The organism is Variovorax rhizosphaerae (assembly GCF_037889975.1).
Taxonomy (GTDB): Bacteria; Pseudomonadota; Gammaproteobacteria; order Burkholderiales; family Burkholderiaceae_C; genus Variovorax; species Variovorax rhizosphaerae.
Map to the genome: position 1 here is coordinate 81,221 of NZ_JBBKZT010000022.1, position 15,650 is coordinate 96,870.

Consider the following 15,650-nt stretch of genomic DNA (forward strand, 5'->3'; position numbering starts at 1 on the left):
TTCCTGGTAGTCGACCGAACTCTTGTTGCCGCCCACACCGAGGCGGCCGTTGTTCATGTCCTCATGGCTCATTGCTGCGCTCCATTGCGGCCTTGCAGGGCGGGGTCACAGCCTGAGGGCATCGGCGCATGGGGTCAAGCGCCGAGGGCACGGCGCGTCCTCAAAGCGGTGGACGCTTCATGCGCTGCCGTTGGCCGCAGCGCAAGCAGGGCGAAGGATCAATCCATCCCGCGCGACGCCAGCACTGCCTTGAGCCTGCGCACTTCATGCTGCAGATCCAGGATCAACGCAGCCGCATCCAGCCCCACCCCGAAGTCCCGCTCCAACCTTCGCGCGGCCAGCGCGCGCTGCAGGTCGCCGCTGCCAAAGCGCCATTGCGTCGGTGGCGCGTCCTGCTGTTCGATGCGTGCCCGCACGATGCCCACTTCGACGAGCTGCACCACCCACGCGACATCGGCGCCGCAGGCATGCGCGAGTTCGCCGACGGCCAGCGGTTGCGCGGAACTGACCACCGTGGTGGTCGCGATGACGGATCGAGTCGCCATGATCAAACTCCCAGATGGCGGCGTGGGTTGAACGAAGCGGCCGCATTGGCAAGCGCCTCGTAGGCGGCGCGGGCGGCGTCGCTGTCGGCGGGCGGCAGCGCGATTTCCAGCAGCAGGTACAGGTCGCCCGGCGTCTTGCCGGGCAGGCCGCGGCCCTTGAGGCGCAGCTTCATGCCGTTGCGCGCATTGGGTGGCACGGTCACCTCGACCACGCCGCCCGTCGGTGTGGGCACCTCGACTTTCGCGCCGAGCGCGGCTTCGCTGGGCGTCACCGGCAGCGTCATGTAGAGGTCGCGCTCCTCGATGCGGTAGTGAGCATGCGGCGCGATGCGGACTTCCAGGTACAGGTCGCCGGCCGGTTCGCCGCCGTGGCCGGGCATGCCCTGGCCCGCGAGGCGGATGAACTGGCCGGGCCGCACGCCGGGCGGGATCTTCACGCTGAGCGTGCGGTTCTCCCACTGCGGCATGCCTTGCGCGTCGAGGGTCTGCGCGCGCAGCGTGATCTCGCGCTCGGCGCCGTTGAGCGCGTCTTCCAGTGCGATCTCGATGGCGGCGTGATGGTCCTCGCCGCGCATGCGCATGTTCTGCCGGGTTGCGCCGCGGCGCTCGCCGGCGCCGAAGATGGACGAGAAGAACTCGCTGAAGTCGGCATGGTCGGCCGGGCCCGCGTGGGGGCCGCGATGGAATTCGTAGCCGGTGTCCCAACCCGGCGGCGGCTGGAAGTCGCCATCCGGCGAGCCGCCGCGTGCCACGCGGTCGGCCAGCGCATCGTAGGCGGCGCGCTTTTCCTTGTCGCGCAGCACGTCGTTGGCTTCGTTGACGTCGCGCATCTTCACTTCGGCGTCGGCTTCCTTGCTGACGTCGGGGTGGTACTTGCGGGCCAACTTGCGGTAGGCCTTGCGGATGTCGTCTTCGCTGGCGCCGCGCTCGACGCCGAGGGTCTTGTAGTAGTCCTTGAATTCCATGGTGATGGGGAATTGAAAGAGAGAGCTATGCGATGGCGGACTCCGCATCGCCCTTGGCCTGCAGCGCCCTGATCGACCATGTGGGGCCGATGCGCTCGAATCGCAATGGCTGCGCATTGCCGAGGATGCTCAGGTCGATCTTCACGCCGAGCAGCGCGGCCAGCACGAACAGGCTGCCGCCGTGCGCCACGACCAGCACCGGCGCCGGTTGCGCCAGCGCGGCGGCCAGTGCGATGCGCTTGCGGTCGACGAACTGCTTGAGCGTCTCGCCGCCCTCGGGTTCGCAGGCCCAGTCGATGTTGGCCGAAGACGTCCCGATGAGCGCGCCGAAATGCCGCTCGCGCAAACCGGCCTCGGCGGCCGGTACGAGCCCGTGCGGCACCGCCACGGTCTGCGCCGTGACATGCGCGCGTGGCGCATCGCTGCAGACGATGCTGCGGATCGTCTCGCCGGCCAGCACGCTCGCGGCCTGCGCCGCCTGCGCCAGGCCGAGTTCGCTCAGCGGTTCGTCGGCCGCCTGGAAGATGCGCAGCGCGTTGCGTCCGGTCTGGCCGTGGCGCAGGAAATAGAAGTGGTCGCAGGCGGGTGTGATGGGTTCGGCGGCGGCCAGTTGCACCAGCTGGTCGAGCCCGGCGGGGTGGAAATGGGCGGGAGTGACGAGGGACGCGTTGCTTGTGGTGCTCATGAAGTCTTGTGGGAGGCGGTGGTGCCGATTTTCATTGCTGCAGGCCGGGCCTGCAGGCGTTGGATGTAGGCGTCGATCTTGTGGCTGCCGGAATGGCCGCCGAACAGTTTCTGCCAGATGAAGGCCGAGCCGATCATCACGTCGGCGGCGCTGAACTGGGCGCCCAGCAGCCAGGGCCCAAAGCCCAGTTCGCGCTCCACCACGTGCACCGCTTCCCGGAAGCCGGTCCATTCGCGCGCGGCCGTCGGCGTGACTTTCATGAAGGCATCACCCATCGCGGGTTCGAGTTGCGAGGTCGAGTACGCCATCAGCGACAGGTAGCGGCCGCGGTCATCGGCGCCCACCGGTGGCGCCAGGCGCTTTTGCGGAAAGCGCTCGGCCAGGTACATGCAGATGGCCGCGCATTCGAAGAGCCGGGTGTGCCCATCGACCAGCACCGGCAGCTTGCCGGACGGGTTGATCTGCAGGAAGGCGGGTTGCTTGTGGTCTCGCTTGCTGAAGTCGATGTTGACCAACGCGTAGTCGATGCCGCATTCGTCGAGCATCCACTTGGCCGTGACCGCGCGGCTGTATGGGTTGTAGTAGAGCTGCATGCCTGTCTCCTCGCTCGGCTTTGCATTCCTCGTTGGAACGCTTGCCGTGCTGTCGTAGTGACTGAGCCGTATCCATGCCGCGCTTCCCCGCCCCAGCGGGCTCAGAACTTGGGAATGCGAAGCGTCTTGCTGATCATCAACGTGCCCGACAGCGCGAACAGCAACGCGATCGGGTGCAGCATCCAGGGGCCGATCGTCCATGCGCCGCCCCAGAGCGTGGCGCCGATATTGCCCTTCCACGCGGCATATGCCAACACCCCGACGAGCACCACGCTGGTCGGGATGGGTGTTCCCTCGAAATACTTGACCTTGTCGGCGCCTTCGGACAGTGCCTCGGCGGTGACGTTGTAGCGTGCGAGCCGACTCACGCCACAGCAGACGAAATAGATCAGGATCAAGGCATCCCAGCCGCCATTGGCGCCGGCGGCGAAGGCCAGCGAGGCGGGCATCACGCCGAAGGAGATCACGTCGGCGAGCGAGTCGAGTTCGCGGCCCAGTGCCGAGTGCGTCTGGCGCCAGCGCGCGATGCGGCCGTCGAACACGTCGAAGATGAAGGCCGCGGGTGCCAGCGCCGCCGCCCACATGAACAGCGAGAGGTCCGCCTTGGCCGCGTAGGCCATGGCGAGGAACACCCCGCCGACGCCGCAGGCCGCGTTGCCGAGCGTGAAGGCGTCGGCCAGGTGGAAGCCTCGGATCATCGAGAAGTGCTTGCGGGGCCGCGTGGCGGGGCTGGGCAGGGGCATGAGGGACCTCCGGGGGAACTGGTGCACCTTAACGCATGGCGGGCGCAATGGCATCGTGCGCTTCGGCGAGCTTCGCGAAGCGGCCGAGCAGTTGCGCGGCGGAGGGCGTGGGCTGGACCTTGTCGCGCAGTGCGTCGGGGTCGGCGCCCTCGGCGCGCAAGTCTTCGGCCAGCGCGTCGACGTAGCCGCGCATGGCGTTTGCGTCGAATTCGGGATGGAACTGGACGCCCCAGGCACGCTCGCCGATTCGAAAGGCCTGATGGGGCTCGAAGGCATTGCCCGCGAGATGAACCGCGCCTGGAGGCAGTCGCAGGGCGCTCTGGCGATGGACCACGTTGGCCGGGAATTCGCGCGGCATGCCTTGGAACAGCGGGTCGTCGACGGATGCGTCGGTGAGCGACACGGTCACCGTGCCGATCTCCAGACCGCCGGGATGGTCGTCGGCCTCGCCGCCGAGCGAGTGGGCCAGCAACTGGTGGCCGTAGCAGATGCCGAGCACGGGCTTGCCTTGGTTCACCACGTCGGCGAGCCAGGCGGCGGTGGACTCGCTCCAGTCCTCGCGATGCGACACCATCGAATGCGAGCCGGACAGCACCACCGCGGAGAGTTGCGCGGGGCCCGGCAGCGTGTCGCCGCGGCGCGGGTCGAGCACCACCACCGGCAGGCGCGTATCGCCGAGACCTTCGGCAATCCAGTGCTCGAAGTCGCCGCGTTCGTTGCGCAAGTCGTCGAAGGTGTCACCGGTCTTGACGATGACGAGGGGGTGGGGGAGAGCGTCTTCCATGCCTGTGGGCTTCAATCGGTGATTCGTTGGTTGTATTCGACCGCGGCCTTGTCGAGGTGCGTCCAGAAGGGACGCGGGATGCGTCCGTCCAGCACGTCGAGCAGCACGCCCAGGTGCGCGTGCCAACCGGCGGCCACATCGCGCATTTCTGCCACGCTGGCGAGGCCGCTGTGCGTCAGATGCAGCGCGGTCTGCTTGTCGCCTTGCGACGCCAGCTCGAACCGGGCTTCGGACGGCGGCCCATTGGCGTCGCTGCCCCAGGCCAGCACCAGCAGGTTCGGTTCGTCGCGCTGCAGCACGCGGGAGGCTTGAGATACCGGCGCACGGAATTGCCGGAAGCGCTCGGGCGCCTGTTCGCCACTGAGCGCGGTGTGATCGAACAGCAACTCGAAGGCATCGCCAGGTCGCGTGCCCATGGCGCCGCCGGCCATCCAATGGGCGCGCAAATCGGGCTCGACCAAGTACGCCCACGCACGGTCGATGCCCACGGGCAACTGGCGCTCGAAGCGCAACGTGCCGGGCGCTGTGATATCGCCAAGGTCTTCCTTCATCACGGTGTGCTCCTTCTTCAAGCGCGGTCGATGGCCGGACGCACGGCGCGTGCCACCTCGTCGACCAGTTCGCGGCGTTCCGTCGTGGCGAGCCAACGCGTGGTCAGGCCAGCTTCCCAGTCGGGGTGGCCGCGCGCCGGCTCGGCGGATTCGACGATGGCTTCCAGGCGGTGGCCGATGAAAGGCTCGGCCTGCGGGTCGGAGGCCGCGGCGATGCGGCCGGTGGCGGCGTGGCCGCGCTGCTCCAGCGCATGGACCAGCGCGAGCAGCCAGGCCACGAGCACCTGCAACACGCGGTCTTCCACAGTCAGCTCCTGCACGTCATTCATCAGGTTGATCAGCTTGCGGCCCATCGGCCCGAAGCCCTGCGACAGCGCGCCGCCGATAGTGGCGCCGAGGGCCGTCGCGGCGCCCAGCGACAGGCCGGCCAATGCCATGTCCGCCACCACGCCGACGGCCGCGCCGACCGCTGCGCCCTTGCCCAGGCGCAGGCCCGCGTCCTTCATGGCCTCGGCGCTGAAGAAGTCCATGCTCCAGCGGCCGGCGAGCTGCGGCAGCGGCGCCTCGTCGGCATCGCCTTCGCGAAAGCCGTAGAGCGCGAGCAGGTCGTCGGCGCAGCGCTGGGCATTGGTGGAAACGGTGGCTTGCAGGTCGGCGATGAGCTTCTGCCGGCGCGTCGCGTCGTTGAATTCATCGGACGGCACGGTGCGGCGCAAGGCGGTCACGTCGACTACCAGTTCGGCGATGCGCGCGGCGGCGGCGCTGCGGCGCTCGGTGGCCTCAGTAGCGAGCGAGGCGGCGATGCGGGCGAGTTGCTCGCGACGGTCGCGCAGCAGCGTGCCCAGGTCTTCGTACAGCGCGCGTTCGGCGCCGACGAAGGGCGCGGCGGCGTCGAAGCGCACCACGGCATGCAGGCCGTAGGCGGAGAGCAGTTCACGCCAGGCGGGCTCGCGGCTGGCGTCGCTGCGCACGAAGTTCAGAACCGGCAGCACCGGCCTTGCGCAGGAGTTGAGCAACTCGATCTCGGCCCGGAACTTGGGCAGCACCGGCTCGCGCACGTCGATCACGAGGAAGGCCGCATCGACGTCGAGCATCGCGCGCAGCACCTTGGCTTCCTGCTCGAAGGCGCCATGCGCCTCGGGGCCCTGCAGGAAGGCTCGGATGCGATCGGGCGGCGTCGGCGCGCTGGCGAAGTGGGCAAGGTGCTCGCGCAGGCTGACGGCGTCTTCCAGGCCGGGCGTGTCGAGGAAGGTGACGGCCGCGCGGCCGGCGACTTCCAGCGCGATCTTCTCGACATGGCGCGTGGTGCCGGGGCGTTCCGACACTTCGCCGAAGCGGATGCGGCGGGTGAGCGTGCGCAGCAGCGAGGTCTTGCCGGCGTTGGTGTGGCCGACGACGGCGATGCGGATGCTGGAGTCGTTCATGCGTCCGCCAGTGTCGCCGCAAGGTTGTCGCAGGCCTTGATGCAGTCCAGGCCCACGTCGCCGAGCCAGCGGCGCCAGCGGCCGCGTGCGGCTTCGTCGCCGGCCATCAGCCACAGCCGGCATTCGCCGCAGTGTGCGAGCAATTCGCGCAGCAGGCGTTCGGTGCCGCGGTCGGGGCTGGAAGCGGCGTGGCAGGCCACCAGCAAGGTGCGGGGCCGCAGTCGACCGATGGTGGCGAGCACCGCGTGGCGCTGGCCGGCGCTGCCGTCCACATGCAGCACCGGGGCGATGGAGGGTGGCAGGCCGGCGGGTGGCCACGGCGTTTCTTCAGGCAACTCGAAGCCAACGAGAACCTGCTTGTCGCTGGCTTCGCCCGCGCCCAGGCCGACCGGCGACCGCCCGCGCACGAAGCCCGGGTCGCCGTCAACGATGGTGGCCGGCGCCATTGCGCTCAGGCGTGCGAGCAGCTTGACGTAGTAAGGCTGCGTGAGGTCGGGCTGCAGATGGCGCTTGCGGCGCTGCCACACCAACGCGCTGATGACGGCGAAGAAGAAACGCGGCAGCAGCCCGTAGGTCACGATGCAGCCGGTGAGCCATAGCGCCCAGTCTCGTTGCTCGCCTTGGCCGGCGATGGGGGTCAGCACCGTGGACGCGTCCGGCACCGGAAAGCCCAGCAAGCCCGGCGCCCAGCCCAGCCACTTCACGCCGTTGACGAAGAAGCCCGGCTCCAGGATCGTCGTCTCCCAGCTCAGCGTGTAGCTGCGAAAGGCCAGCGCAAAGAGCAGCGCGCCGAGTACCGCCGCGAAGGACAGCGCCCAGATGCAATGGCTGACGAAGCCGAAGGCCCAGGGCACCAGCCGCGCTCGCCCGAGCAATTGCGTGGAAGCGCGCAGGAGCACGGGCGCCTGCCCACGCTTGCCGCCTGCGACCCGCGCGGTCAGGGCCATCCACAGCCATCCGAGCGAGGTGTTGAACGAGGTCAGTGGGAGCACCAGTCCGGCCAGCCACAACAGCAGCGTCAGCAGGTGAACGCCCAGCAGGCTCACCAGCGCGACCATGATGTTGATGCGCCGCTCGCTGCCTCCAACCACGTTGCCCGCGAGCGACAGGCCGGCGATCACGACCACGACGACCAGTCCCAGTCCGACCCAGGGCGCCCAGTGGCGTGCCCGGAGCAGTTCGGCGTGGAGCCCGATGCGCTCACCGAGCACGGCGGCACGATGGGCAACCCGGCCCGCAGGTGATGATCGAATGAGGGCTGCCTCGCGCATGGCGGCAGCATCATCGAGCGGCCCTGTCTGCTCGATGAGTTGCACCGCCTCGGCGATCACCGCATCCTTCAACAGCCAATCGGTTTCGCGCAGTGCGGTGTTCAATAGCTTCCCTCGGGCAACAGCTTGTCAGAGCGCTGAAATTATGCCCGCCGATGCGCCATGGAAAAGGGCTGCCAAAGCAGCCCGTCGAGCGCCGCCTTGTCCAGGCGGAGTCACGCGTGAGTTATTTGCTCGAGGTTCGAAGGTGTGAAGATTTCGTAGCGAGGGCGCCGAGGTCGGGTTGAGGAGCGGAACCGCACTCTCGTGCGGTGAGCACCGCAGACCCGAGATCGGTGGCCGCAGTAGAAATATTCACGCCTTCGTCAGCGCATTCCGAAGAACGAAAGCACTGCAACCACGACAACAACCAGCCCGACGATATAGATGATGGAATTCACGGGGGACTCCTCTGTTTAGGTGCCTCAAGTATTGGGCGCATCGCGGCGCAAGGCTGTCGGCGGGCGTGGTCGCGTGGTGTAGGAATCAGGCCGCTTCCGCTGTCTCGTCTTCCTCGTCCAGCTCGCCAAGGAAGCCGCCGCTCTGGTGCGACCACAGCCGCGCGTAGAGCCCTCCAAGTGCCAGCAGCGTCTTGTGGTCGCCTTGCTCCACGATGCGGCCCTCGTCGAGCACGATGAGCCGGTCCATCGCCGCGATGGTCGAGAGCCGGTGTGCGATCGCGATCACGGTCTTGCCTTCCATGAGTCGATAGAGGCTGGCCTGGATCGCGGCCTCGACCTCCGAGTCCAGCGCGCTGGTGGCTTCGTCGAGCAGCAGGATCGGCGCGTCCTTCAACATCACGCGTGCGATGGCGATGCGTTGCCGCTGGCCGCCGGAGAGCTTCACCCCGCGCTCGCCCACATGCGCGTCGTAGGCGCGACGTCCGCTGGCGTCGCTCAGCGTCTGGATGAAGTCATGCGCCTCGGCACGCTGTGCCGCCGCGCGGACCGCCGCAGGGTCCGCATCGGGCCGGCCATAGGAGATGTTGTCGGCTACCGAGCGGTGCATCAACGAGGTGTCCTGCGTGACCATGCCGATGTGCGCGCGCAGCGAATCCTGTGTGACATGCGCGATGTCCTGCCCGTCGATGAGGATGCGCCCGCCCTGCAGGTCATGAAAGCGCAGCAGCAGGTTGACCAGCGTGGACTTGCCGGCGCCGGAGCGGCCGACCAGGCCGATCTTCTCGCCGGGCGCGACGGTCAGGTTCATGTTGTCGATGACGTTGCGGCCCTTCTCCGCCTCGGTACCGTAGCGGAACACCGCATGGTCGAAGCGCACTTCGCCGCGCGGCACGTCGAGCGCAACGGCATCGGGTGCGTCGAGCACGCTGCGCGGACGCGAGAGCGTCTTCATGCCGTCCTGCACGGTGCCGATGTTCTCGAACAGGCTGGTCATCTCCCACATGATCCAGTGCGACATGCCCTGCAGCCGCAGCGCCATCGCGGTCGATGCCGCCACCGCGCCGATGCCGACCGCGCCGTGCGACCACAGCCACAGTCCGGTGCCGGCCATGCCGGCGGTCAGCCCCATGCTCAGGATGTGGTTGCTGATCTCGAAGGCGCTCACCAGCCGCATCTGGCCGTAGCCGGTCTGCATGAAGTCCTGCATTGCGGAGCGCGCGAAGCCGGCCTCGCGGTGCGTGTGCGAGAACAGTTTGACGGTGGCGATGTTGGTGTACGCATCGGTCACGCGGCCGGTCATCATCGCGCGCGCATCGGCCTGCGCCTTGCCGATCTGGCCGAGTCGGGGTACGAAGAACCAGAGCTGCACGACATACAGCAGCAGCCAGGCGATGAAGGGCAGCATCAGTTGCCGGTCGAGCACGGCCGCCAGCACGATCAGCGTCGCGACGTACACCGCCATCGCCACCAGCACGTCGGCCAGCACGAAGATGGTGTCGCGCACGGCGAGCGCGGTCTGCATCACCTTGGCCGTGATGCGGCCGGCGAACTCGTCCTGGTAGAAGGCCATGCTCTGGCCGAGCATGAGCCGATGGAAGTTCCAGCGCAGGCGCATCGGCAGGTTCACCGCGAGCGTCTGGTGCTTGACGATGGTCTGCAGCGCCACCACGCCGATGCTCGCGATGAGCGCGAAGCCCAGCCACATCAGCGTGACGCCGCGCTCCTGCCACAGCCGCGCCGGATCCTGCCCGCCCAGCCAGTCGACGATGCGGCCGAGCATGGCGAAGAGCAAGGCCTCGAAGGACGACATGGCCGCGGTGAGCAAGGCCATCGCGAGGATCTTCCCGCGCACGCCATCCGTGCAGGCCCAGACGAAGGCGAAGAAGCCGGAGGGCGGCAGTGTCGGCTCGGTGGGCGGGTAGGGGTGGAGGAGTTTTTCGAAAAGGCGGAACAAGGGGAGTGGCTCCTGGCGCGTCACGGCAGTCGTGCGGGAGGTGATTTTGAGCCCTGCGCGAAATCGTGGCTTTTCAAAGGCAATGGCTCAAGGCGTTTCTCATTGTTTTCAAAAGTGGAAAATCGCATAAAATGAGAAACACCATGCCCGCCAGAGCACCCAAGCCGAAAGCAGATGCTGCCGATGCCCTCGGCACGCTGGGAGCGCACATTCGCCAGCGGCGCAAAGCCCTGCGCATCAGCGCCGTCACGGCCTCCGAAGCGGCCGGCCTGTCCCGCGTGACCTTGCATCGCATCGAGCGCGGTGAGCCCTCGGTCACCATGGGTGCATATGCCAATGCCATGGCGGCACTTGGCTTGAAGATGCGCGTGGTCGATGGCGAAGAAGGAGCCCCGGTACAAGCGGCGGCCCCGGGCGAGGCGCGGAGCAGGAAAGTCCGGCGCATCCAGCTTGTCGACTATCCGCAACTGAAGCAATTGGCCTGGCATGTTCCTGGCGCAACCGAGCTGACACCCGAAGAAGCATTGGGCCTCTACGAACGCAACTGGCGGCACGTCGACCCTGCGCAGCTGCAAGCCAACGAGCGTGCCTTGATCGATTCGCTGGTCCGTACCGTGGGCAAGGGGCAATTGCTTGTTTGAGCGCCCGCACCACGCTCGCGTCGCCGAAGTGCTGGCGGCGCTCGATGGTCCGTTTTTGCTGGCGAACGGATGCCTGTTCGGTGGCGGCACCGCCATGGCGTTGCGCTACGGTGAGTACCGCGAGTCGGTCGACATCGATTTCCTGGTGTCTGACATCGACGGCTATCGCGTACTGCGGCAGCGCCTCACCGGCAAGGAAGGTCTCGCCAACATTGCCCGCAAAGGCGCCTCGCTGAATCAGTTGCGGGAAGTGCGCGCCGACCAGTACGGCATTCGCACGGCCGTCGGGGTCGATGGCGTCGCCATCAAGTTCGAGATCGTCCTCGAGGCGCGCATCGAATTGGCGTCACCCGGGCCGGATGACATGCAATGCGGCGTGGCTACGCTGTCCCCGCTGGACATGGCCACCAGCAAGCTGCTGGCCAACTCCGACCGATGGGCGGACGACGCCGTTTTCAGCCGCGACCTGATCGACCTCGCGATGATGCAGCCGGGTGCGAAGTTGTTGAAGCAGGCGCGGGAGAAAGCCATGGTCGCTTACGGTGAGAGCATCGACACCGACCTGGCGCGGGCGATCGGCAAGCTGCTGACGCGCGAAGGGCGACTGGAGCGCTGCATGCAGATGATGCAGATGACTGTCCCGCCGGCGCTGCTGCGCCAGCGGATCAAGCGGTTGCTGCCGAAGGTGGGACCTGTGCGTACGTAGGGCAACGCGGAACAGGCGCCTTCAGCGGAACCGCAAGCTATTCACCCTTGCGTTGGGCAGCCCCACCGACCACACGCACATGCGCAATGTGCGCCGCGGCACTGGAACGCAAACCGTTCACCCCCGCCTTGTCGTACCGGGCGGCCACCTCGAGCCCGCTCAGGTCTTCCAGCAGATCGAGCCCGATTTCGCGAAGTTCATCCGCGAGCGTCGCCGGATCGAAGCCCGAAAGGAATGCCTCACCAGCCGACGCCACGGAAGCCCGGAGTTGCTGGAACGATTCGCTGGCCGAATACCCGGGCTCGAAGACGGCGCTGTCGACATAGGTGAAGACAAGGTCGCTGCCCGGCGCCGCGCACGTGGCGATGGCGCGAAGCGTCGCGAGGTTGGCTTCGCGCGTGAGGTACATCGTGACGCCGAGCCATGAGAAGAAGCTGGGGCGGGTGGACTGGAACGATGATCTGGCGAGCGCGGCGTCGAGGCTTTCGGTCGACAGGTCCGCCGCGATGAAGTGCAGGTTGTCGAGTGGCGCAATGCCGCACTCGGCCAGCCGCCGCCGCTTCATCCCTTGTGTCGCGGGATGGTCGATCTCGAAGACGCTCAAGGACGGGGTGTGCGCGGGTTGCCGAAGTGCAAAGCTGTCGAAGCCGGCACCGACGAGGACATATTGGTCGACGCCGCGCTGGATGGCCGTTGCCAGCACGTCTTCCGCGTAGCGCGACCGGAGGATGACGTCCGCGTAGGCGGCATTGGCGCGCAGTGCGTTGTCCAGCACCGAATCGGGCGCCCGCAGCGCCTGCGTGCGCGCGTCCGGTTCCAATCGAGACAGCACGGCCTGCAGCGCGGCGGCACGCACGGCGTCGGGAACGAGCCGGTCGCCCCAACGGTCGTCAAGCAATGGGCTGGGTGCCGTGCGCGAATGGGTTGCGCGCATCATGGACGTGGCAAGGGCGGTGCGGCTGGGGTCTGCTGGAATCAAGGAAGTTCTCCTCGCGCGTCGAGCGGGTGCGCAGTGTCGAATGACTTGGATGCTTTGTACAGGGCTGGATGTCTACGTGAGGCGCTCCGCGAGGAAGTCGATGAAGCTGCGCAGTTTCGGCGCCATGTATTGCCGGCTCGTGTACACCGCGAACAAGGTCACTGCTGGCGCGGTGTAGTCGGGCACCAGGCGGGTGAGCAGGCCATTCGCCAAGTCTTCGTCGACCAGCCATTCCGGCAGGAAGGCCATGCCCATGCCGGCGCGCACGGCGTGCAGGCTGAGCGTGGTGTCGTCGGAGCGCATCACCGGCGCGAGGCGCAGCGGTGCCTGCCGGCCGCCCGCGGCCTTGAGCGAAAGCCCTTCGATGTTCACGTAGCTCGGCACGATGGCGCCGAGCCGCGCAAGCTCGGCGGGCACGGCGGGCGTGCCAACCCGCTTCACGAGCGCCGTGGCCGCCACCAGGTGGAACTGCACCTTGCACAGCCGCCGGGCAATCAATGCCGGCGAGGGCTCGTGCGTGGCGCGCAACGCCAGGTCGTAGCCGTCCGCGGCCAGGTCGACCTTGCGATTCTCCAGGTGCATGTCGACCAGCACTTCGGGGCAGCGCTCGCGGTAGGCGGCCAGCAGGCGGGCGAAGCGCGGTGTGGCGCACCAGACGGGCGCACTGACCTTGAGCTGGCCGCGCGGCGTCGCGTCGCGCTGGCCGATCGAGGCTTGCGCCGCATCGAGCAGGTCCAGCGCCTGGCTGCTTTGCGCGTACCAGGCGGTACCGGCTTCGGTCAGGCTCAGGTGCCGGCTCGACCGGTTCAGGAGGCGCGCGCCGAGCGACTTCTCCAGTTGCGCCACATGCTTGCTGGCCATGGGCGCGGAGATGGCGAGCCGTTCCGCGGCGGCGGCAAAGCTGCCGGCGTCGACGACCTCGCGGAAGACGCGAAGGCTGGTCAGTTGGTCCATGGATGATTTCCTCTGGAGAAACGAATCATTGAATCAGTGGCTCTCGAATTCTGCAGGGGAAATCACTACATTCGTTGAAACGGAGATTCAAGACATGACCACCCCCACCACGAATTCACGCCTGCCCACCTACTTCATCTCGCACGGCGGCGGCCCCTGGCCCTGGATGAAGAAGGAGATGGGCCAGGCCTACGCCAGGCTCGAAGCTTCGCTGGCGGACATGCCGCGCCAGATCGGTCGCAAGCCGCGCGCCATCCTGATGGTCTCGGCCCATTGGGAAGAGCCGGCCTTCACAGTGCAGGCCAGCCCGAAGCCGCCCATGATCTATGACTACGGCGGTTTTCCGGCGCATACCTACCAGGTGCGCTACGACGCGCCCGGTGCGCCTGACCTGGCCTTGCGCGTGAAGGCGTTGATCGAAGGCGCGGGCCTGCCTGCCGCCATCGACGCCGAGCGCGGCTTCGACCACGGCGCCTTCTCGCCCATGGCTGCGATCTACCCGGATGCCGATGTGCCGATGGTGCAACTGTCGCTGCGGCGCGGCCTTGATCCTGCCGAGCACGTCGCCCTCGGCCGTGCGCTGGCGCCGCTGCGTGACGAGGACGTGCTCATCATCGGCAGCGGTCTGAGCTATCACAACCTGCGCAATTTCGGGCCGCAGGCGCATGGTGTGTCGAAGGCCTTCGACGACTGGCTCGAAGAGGCCGTGGTGGAAGGCGAGCCGGCCGATCGCGCACGACAACTGGCCCATTGGGCAACGGCGCCGTCGGCGCGTGCGGCGCATCCGCGCGAGGAACACCTGATCCCGTTGATGGTTGCCGTTGGCGCGGCCGAATCGGAGGAGGGCGTCCGCGTCTACCACGAAGACGCGTTCATGGGTGGTCTCGTGGTGTCGAGCTATCGCTTCGGCGCGGCCGCTGACGCCTGACCGAGGCGGTCATCCACGCGCGGTGCCGCCCGTATCGCCGTGCGTGTTGGCAATGCGCAGGATCTGCACGCTGGTGGGCAATTCGATCAGGAACTCGGCGTCGCGCGGCAGATGGTGGATGCGTGTCGGGTCTTCGCCGGCAAAGCTCTTCATGGCTTCCATGCTGGCCCAGTACGACACGGTCATGAACTCGGTTTCGCCGTCGCGGTCCTCGCGAAAGGTCTGTACGCCGAGCGCCTTGGCCATGAGCGTCCTGACGCCGTGCTCGTAGTTGTAGCGCTCGTATTCGTCGGCCTTGGCACTCGGCGTACGGCCGCGCCAGATGCGGGCGATGCGTGGAGAGGATGGGCTTGTCATTGGCGGATTCTGGAGCGCGGCCTGCAAGGTGGCTGTTCCAAGGCGTAAGCCCGCGCGGCTGTGCGTCATCGCGGCCGGTGCGACGTGGAAGCCACTGCTTCGATGCAGCGGCGATCAGGTCGCAAGGTGGCGCAGCAGGGCGGGGATGGGAAATCCGATCGTCATGGCGATGGAGGCATGCACCCTGCTGCGAAGGTAGATGGGTTGCCTGGTGATGATCCGCGCGATCGGGCCCTGCGCGGTCCGTGCGGGTCGCTGATTGGCATCAAGACTGATCCGGTCGGGGTCTGATAGATATGCCATAGCGGAAGTGCGCTCATGATGAGTTGCCGAGCCTGTGCCATCCAAACCGTGTGGATGTCAGGATTCTGACATCCATGCCACCCTGTTTTTACATGCTGTCCAGTCCGCGCGGAGCCTGTGTCCAGCAGCTCGACGAAGCCCTGGTGGTGCGAGGGGTTCTCGATTTGGGCGAGGCCGCCGACCACTCGACGTGCCGAAGACCTGACTAAATGCCACGCGCTGATTTTTTGCCCGGAGCGGTCCAAAAAAGCGCTTGATCCTTGGCACCTTGATTGTTATATTTATAACATTTTTTGTTGCAAAAAGATCATTCGTGTGAGGAGCCGTTCGGACGCCAGCGCCTACCTGGGCCTGGCGCGGCGCGTCATGGGCGCCGGATGGGTGCAGCCGGCCAACGTCCGCTTCGGTGCGCCGGGCCTGCTGCAAGACCTGCCGCCCGAAGACAGGTTGGGCACATGACATGCGCCCGCACCGCGTTGCTGAATCCCGATGGAGTCGAGCATGTCATCCAATGCAAGCGCGAATGACCGTGCGCGAAGCCTTGCGGTTCGCGAGTGCGGCCGCGAGGATTTCAGTGACACGTCCACGTACGGTCCCGTCCATGCCCACGCGGGCCGAGGCCCTGACCGCGCTGAGGCCGACACTCCCTGAGCCTGAGGGCACTGCGCTGGCCACTTTCTGTTCGTCGTCCATCCAGACTTTTCAACAAGGAGCCTCCATGTCTTCCCTTCGCAAGTCCGGCGCATTGCCCGGCCGCCGCAACGCGTTGCATGCGTTGATGTCCCTCGGCCTCGCGGGCGCGGGCATCGGCACCTTCACGCGCGCAT

At 67.1% G+C, this 15,650-nt stretch carries 17 protein-coding genes; 4 read left to right on the plus strand and 13 right to left on the minus strand.

Going from position 1 to position 15,650, the window contains the following annotated elements; translation table 11 throughout:
- Nucleotides 1–218: 218 nt before the first annotated feature.
- From WKW82_RS32600 to WKW82_RS32645, 10 genes are all read right to left on the minus strand, one after another.
- Nucleotides 219–545 (minus strand): chaperone modulator CbpM, encoded by a 327-nt coding sequence (locus WKW82_RS32600; protein ID WP_340347047.1) that lies wholly within the window; start codon nt 543–545, stop codon nt 219–221.
- A 2-nt stretch (nt 546–547) separates the two neighbouring features.
- On the minus strand, nt 548–1,510 hold the full coding sequence (locus tag WKW82_RS32605; RefSeq protein ID WP_340347048.1) for a DnaJ C-terminal domain-containing protein: 963 nt from the start codon (nt 1,508–1,510) through the stop codon (nt 548–550).
- A gap of 25 nt (nt 1,511–1,535) precedes the next feature.
- A complete protein-coding gene (locus WKW82_RS32610; RefSeq protein WP_340347049.1) occupies nt 1,536–2,195 on the minus strand; it encodes a histidine phosphatase family protein in 660 nt (219 codons plus the stop codon).
- Complete coding sequence (locus WKW82_RS32615; protein WP_340347051.1) at nt 2,192–2,788, minus strand: glutathione S-transferase family protein; 597 nt, start codon at nt 2,786–2,788, stop codon at nt 2,192–2,194. The genes WKW82_RS32610 and WKW82_RS32615 overlap by 4 nt, the downstream gene beginning before the upstream one ends.
- Nucleotides 2,789–2,889: 101 nt before the next feature.
- A complete protein-coding gene (locus WKW82_RS32620) occupies nt 2,890–3,531 on the minus strand; it encodes a CDP-alcohol phosphatidyltransferase family protein (protein WP_340347052.1) in 642 nt (213 codons plus the stop codon).
- A gap of 28 nt (nt 3,532–3,559) precedes the next feature.
- On the minus strand, nt 3,560–4,315 hold the full coding sequence (locus tag WKW82_RS32625) for a glutamine amidotransferase (protein WP_340347054.1): 756 nt from the start codon (nt 4,313–4,315) through the stop codon (nt 3,560–3,562).
- A gap of 11 nt (nt 4,316–4,326) precedes the next feature.
- A complete protein-coding gene (locus tag WKW82_RS32630; RefSeq protein WP_340347069.1) occupies nt 4,327–4,866 on the minus strand; it encodes an SRPBCC family protein in 540 nt (179 codons plus the stop codon).
- Between the two features lie 17 nt (nt 4,867–4,883).
- On the minus strand, nt 4,884–6,290 hold the full coding sequence (locus WKW82_RS32635) for a GTPase/DUF3482 domain-containing protein (protein WP_340347056.1): 1,407 nt from the start codon (nt 6,288–6,290) through the stop codon (nt 4,884–4,886).
- Nucleotides 6,287–7,666, minus strand: a complete 1,380-nt coding sequence (locus WKW82_RS32640) for a DUF2868 domain-containing protein (protein WP_340347057.1) — start codon at nt 7,664–7,666, stop codon at nt 6,287–6,289. The genes WKW82_RS32635 and WKW82_RS32640 overlap by 4 nt, the downstream gene beginning before the upstream one ends.
- 420 nt (nt 7,667–8,086) lie before the next feature.
- Entirely contained in the window at nt 8,087–9,955 is a 1,869-nt protein-coding gene (locus tag WKW82_RS32645) for an ABC transporter ATP-binding protein (protein WP_340347058.1), read from the minus strand.
- Nucleotides 9,956–10,020: 65 nt separating this feature from the next.
- Here WKW82_RS32645 and WKW82_RS32650 point away from each other — a divergent pair, with 65 nt between their 5' ends.
- Both WKW82_RS32650 and WKW82_RS32655 read left to right on the plus strand, forming a co-directional pair.
- A complete protein-coding gene (locus WKW82_RS32650; RefSeq protein ID WP_340347059.1) occupies nt 10,021–10,596 on the plus strand; it encodes a helix-turn-helix domain-containing protein in 576 nt (191 codons plus the stop codon).
- Nucleotides 10,589–11,302 (plus strand): nucleotidyl transferase AbiEii/AbiGii toxin family protein, encoded by a 714-nt coding sequence (locus WKW82_RS32655; protein WP_340347060.1) that lies wholly within the window; start codon nt 10,589–10,591, stop codon nt 11,300–11,302. Before WKW82_RS32650 ends, WKW82_RS32655 begins: the two co-directional genes overlap by 8 nt.
- Nucleotides 11,303–11,339: 37 nt before the next feature.
- Here WKW82_RS32655 and WKW82_RS32660 read toward each other — a convergent pair whose 3' ends face one another.
- Together WKW82_RS32660 and WKW82_RS32665 are read right to left on the minus strand one after the other, a co-directional pair.
- Complete coding sequence (locus WKW82_RS32660) at nt 11,340–12,281, minus strand: class I SAM-dependent methyltransferase (RefSeq protein WP_340347061.1); 942 nt, start codon at nt 12,279–12,281, stop codon at nt 11,340–11,342.
- A gap of 72 nt (nt 12,282–12,353) precedes the next feature.
- Nucleotides 12,354–13,235 (minus strand): LysR family transcriptional regulator, encoded by an 882-nt coding sequence (locus WKW82_RS32665; RefSeq protein ID WP_340347062.1) that lies wholly within the window; start codon nt 13,233–13,235, stop codon nt 12,354–12,356.
- 94 nt (nt 13,236–13,329) lie between these two features.
- On the opposite strand from WKW82_RS32665, the gene WKW82_RS32670 reads away from it, so the two are divergent.
- Nucleotides 13,330–14,163: a DODA-type extradiol aromatic ring-opening family dioxygenase gene (locus WKW82_RS32670; protein WP_340347064.1), complete on the plus strand. Its 834-nt coding sequence runs from the start codon at nt 13,330–13,332 to the stop codon at nt 14,161–14,163.
- A 9-nt stretch (nt 14,164–14,172) separates the two neighbouring features.
- On the opposite strand, the gene WKW82_RS32675 is transcribed toward WKW82_RS32670, so the two are convergent.
- Nucleotides 14,173–14,520 (minus strand): antibiotic biosynthesis monooxygenase family protein, encoded by a 348-nt coding sequence (locus tag WKW82_RS32675; RefSeq protein WP_340347065.1) that lies wholly within the window; start codon nt 14,518–14,520, stop codon nt 14,173–14,175.
- Between the two features lie 618 nt (nt 14,521–15,138).
- On the opposite strand from WKW82_RS32675, the gene WKW82_RS32680 reads away from it, so the two are divergent.
- Entirely contained in the window at nt 15,139–15,282 is a 144-nt protein-coding gene (locus WKW82_RS32680; RefSeq protein ID WP_340347066.1) for a hypothetical protein, read from the plus strand.
- The last annotated feature ends 368 nt before the right edge of the window (nt 15,283–15,650 follow it).

What these genes read in the sequence shown, in the direction of transcription:
- WKW82_RS32600 (WP_340347047.1), bottom strand. Translation starts at nt 545, where the DNA reads ATGGCGACTCGATCCGTCATCGCGACCACCACGGTGGTCAGTTCCGCG.
- WKW82_RS32605 (WP_340347048.1), bottom strand. Translation starts at nt 1,510, where the DNA reads ATGGAATTCAAGGACTACTACAAGACCCTCGGCGTCGAGCGCGGCGCC.
- WKW82_RS32610 (WP_340347049.1), bottom strand. Translation starts at nt 2,195, where the DNA reads ATGAGCACCACAAGCAACGCGTCCCTCGTCACTCCCGCCCATTTCCAC.
- WKW82_RS32615 (WP_340347051.1), bottom strand. Translation starts at nt 2,788, where the DNA reads ATGCAGCTCTACTACAACCCATACAGCCGCGCGGTCACGGCCAAGTGG.
- WKW82_RS32620 (WP_340347052.1), bottom strand. Translation starts at nt 3,531, where the DNA reads ATGCCCCTGCCCAGCCCCGCCACGCGGCCCCGCAAGCACTTCTCGATG.
- WKW82_RS32625 (WP_340347054.1), bottom strand. Translation starts at nt 4,315, where the DNA reads ATGGAAGACGCTCTCCCCCACCCCCTCGTCATCGTCAAGACCGGTGAC.
- WKW82_RS32630 (WP_340347069.1), bottom strand. Translation starts at nt 4,866, where the DNA reads ATGAAGGAAGACCTTGGCGATATCACAGCGCCCGGCACGTTGCGCTTC.
- WKW82_RS32635 (WP_340347056.1), bottom strand. Translation starts at nt 6,290, where the DNA reads ATGAACGACTCCAGCATCCGCATCGCCGTCGTCGGCCACACCAACGCC.
- WKW82_RS32665 (WP_340347062.1), bottom strand. Translation starts at nt 13,235, where the DNA reads ATGGACCAACTGACCAGCCTTCGCGTCTTCCGCGAGGTCGTCGACGCC.
- WKW82_RS32670 (WP_340347064.1), top strand. Translation starts at nt 13,330, where the DNA reads ATGACCACCCCCACCACGAATTCACGCCTGCCCACCTACTTCATCTCG.
- WKW82_RS32675 (WP_340347065.1), bottom strand. Translation starts at nt 14,520, where the DNA reads ATGACAAGCCCATCCTCTCCACGCATCGCCCGCATCTGGCGCGGCCGT.